This window comes from Streptococcus pseudopneumoniae (genome assembly GCF_001072925.1).
GTDB classification, from domain to species: Bacteria; Bacillota; Bacilli; order Lactobacillales; family Streptococcaceae; genus Streptococcus; species Streptococcus pseudopneumoniae_Q.
Genome location: NZ_JVHE01000119.1, coordinates 83,311 through 89,413, shown reverse-complemented (window position 1 = coordinate 89,413; position 6,103 = coordinate 83,311). Strand labels below are relative to the sequence as shown.

The 6,103-nt window shown below is 39.2% G+C and carries 6 protein-coding genes; 1 reads left to right on the top strand and 5 read right to left on the bottom strand.

The features are described from left to right. Nucleotides 1–247 precede the first annotated feature (247 nt). Nucleotides 248–1,531 carry a uracil-xanthine permease family protein gene (locus ADH81_RS09670; protein ID WP_049528655.1) on the top strand — a complete coding sequence of 428 codons (1,284 nt, stop codon included), beginning with the start codon at nucleotides 248–250 and terminating at the stop codon, nucleotides 1,529–1,531. Nucleotides 1,532–1,641: 110 nt separating this feature from the next. Here the strand turns inward: ADH81_RS09670 and ADH81_RS09665 are convergent, their stop codons facing one another. From ADH81_RS09665 to ADH81_RS09645, 5 genes are all read right to left on the bottom strand, one after another. Continuing rightward, complete coding sequence (locus tag ADH81_RS09665; protein WP_049528652.1) at nucleotides 1,642–2,400, bottom strand: CPBP family intramembrane glutamic endopeptidase; 759 nt, start codon at nucleotides 2,398–2,400, stop codon at nucleotides 1,642–1,644. Between the two features lie 116 nt (nucleotides 2,401–2,516). Next, nucleotides 2,517–3,428, bottom strand: a complete 912-nt coding sequence (locus ADH81_RS09660; protein ID WP_049528649.1) for a DMT family transporter — start codon at nucleotides 3,426–3,428, stop codon at nucleotides 2,517–2,519. Nucleotides 3,429–3,437: 9 nt separating this feature from the next. Beyond that, entirely contained in the window at nucleotides 3,438–4,370 is a 933-nt protein-coding gene (locus tag ADH81_RS09655; RefSeq protein ID WP_049528647.1) for a serine hydrolase domain-containing protein, read from the bottom strand. Beyond that, entirely contained in the window at nucleotides 4,367–5,092 is a 726-nt protein-coding gene (locus tag ADH81_RS09650; RefSeq protein ID WP_049528645.1) for a CppA N-terminal domain-containing protein, read from the bottom strand. Before ADH81_RS09650 ends, ADH81_RS09655 begins: the two co-directional genes overlap by 4 nt. 149 nt (nucleotides 5,093–5,241) lie before the next feature. Next, nucleotides 5,242–6,060 (bottom strand): endonuclease/exonuclease/phosphatase family protein, encoded by an 819-nt coding sequence (locus tag ADH81_RS09645; protein ID WP_049528642.1) that lies wholly within the window; start codon nucleotides 6,058–6,060, stop codon nucleotides 5,242–5,244. Nucleotides 6,061–6,103: the final 43 nt, after the last annotated feature.

The window sequence follows — 6,103 nt, the reverse complement described above, 5'->3', positions numbered from 1 at the left end:
TTTACAAAATCATACCTCGCTTTCTCGTTTCAAGGCTCAGGAAAAAATGATTTACAAAATCATTTTTTTCTGCTATACTATCCTAAGCAAAGGTTTTTAATGTCATCCCGTGAGGTGACGAAGGCGCAGATCTATATAAAACTCTTTAAAACTTGATAAAGGAGTCTTGTTTTAGAGAGGTCTTACTCTGGGAGCCTATTGCTATAAAATAATGGGCTCTTTTTTGATGCCCAAAAGTGAGGTTAATATGAAACAGGAATCAACTGTTGATTTGCTTTTAGACGTTGACCAACGTCCTTCAGCTGGAAAGGGAATTCTTCTTAGCTTCCAGCACGTATTCGCCATGTTTGGTGCAACCATCTTGGTACCTTTGATTTTGGGAATGCCTGTATCGGTTGCCCTTTTTGCATCAGGTGTAGGAACACTCATTTACATGATCTCTACTGGCTTTAAAGTTCCAGTTTATCTGGGTTCTTCTTTTGCCTTTATCACAGCTATGTCACTTGCCATGAAAGAAATGGGTGGTGATGTATCTGCTGCTCAGACAGGGGTTATCCTGACTGGTCTTGTTTATGTCCTTGTTGCTGCAAGTGTGCGCTTTGCAGGTACAAAATGGATCGACAAACTCTTACCACCAATCATTATCGGTCCTATGATCATCGTTATCGGTCTTGGACTTGCTAGTTCAGCTGTTACCAACGCTGGTCTTGTAGCTGACGGAAACTGGAAAAACGCTCTTGTAGCCGTTGTTACTTTCTTGATTGCTGCCTTTATCAATACAAAAGGAAAAGGATTCCTACGAATCATCCCATTCCTTTTTGCCATTATCGGTGGTTATCTCTTTGCACTAGCACTTGGATTGGTTGACTTCACTCCTGTTCTTGAAGCTAACTGGTTTGAAATCCCTGGTTTCTACCTACCATTCAATACAGGTGGTGCCTTCAAACAATACGACCTTTACTTCGGTCCTGAAACAATTGCCATCCTACCAATCGCAATCGTAACCATTTCTGAACATATCGGAGACCACACCGTTCTAGGTCAAATCTGTGGACGCCAATTCTTGAAAGAACCAGGTCTTCACCGTACCCTTCTTGGTGATGGTATTGCAACATCTGTTTCTGCCTTCCTCGGTGGACCAGCAAATACAACTTACGGTGAAAATACAGGGGTTATCGGTATGACTCGTATCGCTTCTGTCTCAGTTATCCGTAACGCTGCCTTTATCGCAATTGCTCTCAGCTTCCTTGGTAAATTCACTGCCTTGATTTCAACAATTCCAAACGCTGTACTTGGTGGTATGTCTATCCTTCTTTACGGGGTTATCGCAAGTAACGGTTTGAAAGTCTTGATCAAAGAACGTGTTGACTTCGGTCAAATGCGCAACCTTATCATCGCAAGTGCTATGTTGGTACTTGGACTTGGTGGTGCTATCCTTAAACTTGGACCAGTTACCCTTTCAGGTACTGCCCTATCAGCTATGACAGGTATCATCCTAAACTTGATCTTGCCATACGAAAACAATGACTAATCCATATAGAATCAACGAGAGGTCGGGACCAAAAATCCCGACCTCGTTTTTATGAACAAGAAGACTTTGATACAGTGACTCATTGGACTGTTGTCAAAAAGTTTGATTTCTTAATTTCCCCAAGCAATCAAAAGATACAAGAGACTTGAACCAAACATATCTGCTAGAGCATGCATGAGAAAAAATGGCAGTAAATTCTTTACTACATACTTGTACAAGAAATAATAAAAGAGACCATAAACAAGCCCAATAACCAAGGCCCAGAGTAAACCTTGATAGGTATGGAAAGAAATCCGTATAATTACCGAGTAGACCAAAGCCAACCACTTGCGCTTTTCTTTTACTGAAGTCAGTAAGCCCAAGAAGAAAAATTCTTCGTAAAAACCATTTAATAAAGCATAGCAAATCGCCATCGGCGTTAAAGCCATGAATTTTCGAATGATTTCCATAGGGTCTATAAAAGGAAGCAGTTGGGGGTTGAAGTAGTTATACTCACCACTAAGGGTTGTAATGATATCACCAAAGATACCAACTACAGCAAAGATAAGGGGAACCCAAATTAAAACAGACCAGCTCCAACGTATAGGAAGCTGTTTAAAATCATAATTTCGAATCACAAGATAAAGGAAGGTAATCCCTAACATCATCAATTGAAAATTGAAATTACTAGAATAAGCTGCCCCATCACTTGCTACATTTGTCGTAGTTTCTGTGACACTAGTAAGAGTTGAAGTCGATAAACTCTCCATAAATTGCTGGGTAGAACGAATGATAAACTCTCCAAACATTAAAACAGTGATGATGAGGATATCGAACCATTTTAAGTATCTTAAAGGTTTTGATGGATGAATACTTTGTAGCAAATTCATATTTCCTCCTTTCTCTTTAAATGTATGGATTGATTGTAAACATTCATTCTTAAAGTTATATGAACCAACTTGCTGGAAGATTAAAAACCAGCCTTATCAAAGACTGGTTTAATCCATTAAACGGAATGATGTTTCTTTTCTAGCATCAAATCCTTCAAAGAAATGATAGTCACGGCTAGTAAAATCATTGCCATACCAAGAAAATCTACAGGATAAAAGATATCCCCCATAATCATGAAGGCAAAAAATACTGCCGAGATAGGCTCAATCGAAGCCAAAAGGCTAGACTTGACTGGTCCTATCATACTAGCTCCCTTGAGGAAGGCTGTATAGGCAAAGACCGTTCCAATCAGAATGATACCAGCAAAAGCTAGAAAGATATCAAAAGATATGGGAATACTGGCCCCGATAAGCCCCGTAAAAGGTACTGCTAGTATACCTGAGATGGTCATTCCAACACCAATAACCAAAATGCTCCCCCATTTTTGAATCAATTTTATGGGTAAAATGATATAAAGAGCATAGGTTAGGGCCGAGAACAAACCCCAAAATAGACCAGCTGGAGTCATCGAGAGTTGATCCAATTGCCCATGGGTTGCAATGAGAAAGGTCCCACCTATAGCTAAAAACATAGAGATGATTTCTGAAAGCGTCGGAGCCACCTTATCCTTGATACAAGTGTAAGCAAGGATTCCAACTGGACAGACATACTGGAGGACTGTCGCTGTCCCAGCATTAGTCTCCTGAATAGCTGATAGATAAGCTAATTGATTTAGAAAAAGACCAAATAAAGAAAATAACAAGAGAGAAAACAGACTTGATTTATCCTTCAGAAAGGCCATAAATTTATCCCTTGATTTAGTATAGGCAAGAAGAATCAAGAGTAATCCAGCGATTATCAAGCGGATATTGGTCAGAACGAGAGCTGAAATCCCGTGAACCATCAGGTACTGACCACTGGTTCCCGACAAGCCCCAAGCAATACCTGCAATGACTGTATAAAGAGTTCCTTTTAAAGCTTTTGACATACTTCCTCCCTAGTCTGCCTCTCGAATCAAGTCCATGACCTGATTACGATCCAATATCCACTGAGCACGCTCATCTTTTTCATAAGTTCGATTGGATAAAAAGATAGCAGCTTCTTGTTTCTTACGATTCCACATGATAAAGGTTCCAGTATAGCCTGTATGGTCCAGCCAATCACCTTCAAGATTCCAGGCCAATGAGCGTTCTTTATCACTCAGATCCGAAAAATTCTGACTCAATCCTTCAGCAAAATCATCTTGCAAATAATGCTCTAAGAAGATTTTTAAATCATGAACTGTTGAAAACAAGCCTGCACTACCTGCATGTTTTCCAAGCAAACGAGCCTTGGGATCATGGACCACTCCTGCTTTCTGTCCACGGACCGTTGGAACAGCACAGTTAACTGGACCAAACTGAGTTTCCTTCATCTTCCATGGATTCAACACTTGCTCTTGTAAAATCTGATCCAAGTCCTTTTCAAAATAAGATTCTAAAAGAAAACCTAGTAAGAGAAAGTGCACATCTGAGTATAGAAAGGCTCTCTTCTCTCGGCGATTCAGATGAAACATAGCTTCTCTTAACTGATCTGCTGAAAGCTGATCTCTATTAGGAATAAAAGGATCTAAATCCGTTGCATGCGTTAGGAGTTGTCGAATGGTGATGTCTGGGTAATCCGCCTCTGGAAGATAGTCTCTTATGGAGTTATCTAACTCAATCTTGCCTTCCTTCCACAAGAAGGTTAAGACCGTTCCTACTCCAACAACCTTGCTGACACTTGCCAAATCATAGACCAAGCCTTCACGAGTCTGCTCACCAATTTGTGGATTTGATTCTCCTAGATACCAGTCAGACCAAACGCCATCCTGATAATATGCAAAAGAGGCACCAGGATAAATCCCTGCCTCAATTTGTTGCTTTATTTTTTGAATGATTTTTTGTTTCATACTGCTTCAAACCACAATTCAATATTGTTGGTATCCTTAGTTAGGAAAAACTTCTCAGATTTTGGAATAAAGTAACCAGCTTCTTCAAATCTTTGACGCAATACAGGCAAATCCAAATTCTCTACTTGAAATTTCAACATAGACAAGTCCCAAGTTACATTATTTTCAACCAGTAAATCGCTCCCTTGAGTTTGATTAAAAGCTAGTCGGTTTTCAATTTCTTCTTTTTCAAGTAGGCTTGATGTCTCATCTGGTAAGTTGATTTCCACCGAGATTTCAAAAGCTGTCAAATATCTCAGTTTCTCATCTTTTGCAAAAGTGACTTCTTCCTCAACTTTTTTCAAATCCTTGATATCATCTTCAGCATGAATAAGAATACAATCCCCTTCTGGAGAAAGAACCTCAAAAGCATATCCCTTATTTCCTTTATAGAGTTGAGGGATTTCTTCCATTCTAGCTAGTAGTGCTTCAATCTCAGATGGCTTCTCTACCTTTACAAGTAATCTAGCTAATTTTTTAATCCCTTCAACCTTACGGCTCCTCATACTTGGTGACTCTTCTAAAACTAACTTTTCAATACCTGATTGGTCTCCTAGTGATAAGAAGGCTGACTCTTCAAGCAAGGGTTTCATCCCCAAAGTCTCAATATAAAACAACTCATTTAAATTTCTATTATTTACCTTTAGCGTCGGGATCATACGCTTTATTTGATTTACAATCATAAATTCCTCCAACACTTTTTATTTTAAAGGATTTTATCTTTTTTTACAAGTTATTCAATAAAAAACTTTAACTATATTAACTCTTTAAATTAAATTCCCCCTTCTGTTTGTAGAAGGGGGGCTTGATTGTTTTTACTAAAATACCTTATTTAGTCTTTCCAAGATAGTGTTGCTTGTAGACCGTAATGATCACTAACTTGTGGACTGTTTTTACCATCAAAGACTACGTGAAGTTTTTCTACCTGCACATCTTTTGTTGTAAAGATATAATCGATTCGAAGAGGTTCGCTGTTTCCCTTCCAACCATCAATTTCAGGCGGAACAGTGTAACTACCACTTCTTTCTTTTGCAACTTCAAATGCATCTTGTAAGTTTAGTGGACTAGCTAAAATAGCTTGGTAGCCCTCTTGACCTGCAGGATTATTAAAATCACCTGCTAGCAAGAGTGGCTTGTTCAATTCTTTCAGAACTGCTTCAAAGCGCGCCCATTCCTCTTGGAAGCCTTTATCCCACCAAGAGAGATGGACACTGGCAACTGCAAGTTCTTTACCTTCAACTACTGTCTCTGCTAGAGCAACTCGACGAGTGTGGTAATCTGTCGGATCATCTACATCTGAAACCAAAATTTCACGCGCCTCAATTGGTGTTTTAGATAGGATTGCAACACCTTCATGGTAACGATCATAACCGATATGGTTATAGGCCCAAGTCCAATAATAGTTTTGACCTTGCTCAGCCAACTTCTCTACCAAAAGTCGCACATAGTGGTCTTGATGAATCGGCTCAGCAGATGGTAATGGCTGATAAAGTACACCAGCTTCTACTTGCGCTGAAGTAATTTCCTGGTTAATTTCTTGAAAACAAATCAAATCATAACCATTTTCAAGTATATCTTGAAGTAAAAGTTGAAACTTTTGTTCAGGATCTTTTTCCATCCAACTATGGGTATTGAGTGTTAAAAACTTCATGCTTTTCTCCTATTAAACAAGAGGTTGGAAACAGCTTCCAACC

Excerpts from the sequence above, each read along its gene's own strand:
- ADH81_RS09655 (WP_049528647.1), bottom strand. The coding sequence starts at position 4,370 with ATGAAACAAAAAATCATTCAAAAAATAAAGCAACAAATTGAGGCAGGG.
- ADH81_RS09645 (WP_049528642.1), bottom strand. The coding sequence starts at position 6,060 with ATGAAGTTTTTAACACTCAATACCCATAGTTGGATGGAAAAAGATCCT.
- ADH81_RS09650 (WP_049528645.1), bottom strand. The coding sequence starts at position 5,092 with ATGATTGTAAATCAAATAAAGCGTATGATCCCGACGCTAAAGGTAAAT.
- ADH81_RS09660 (WP_049528649.1), bottom strand. The coding sequence starts at position 3,428 with ATGTCAAAAGCTTTAAAAGGAACTCTTTATACAGTCATTGCAGGTATT.
- ADH81_RS09670 (WP_049528655.1), top strand. The coding sequence starts at position 248 with ATGAAACAGGAATCAACTGTTGATTTGCTTTTAGACGTTGACCAACGT.
- ADH81_RS09665 (WP_049528652.1), bottom strand. The coding sequence starts at position 2,400 with ATGAATTTGCTACAAAGTATTCATCCATCAAAACCTTTAAGATACTTA.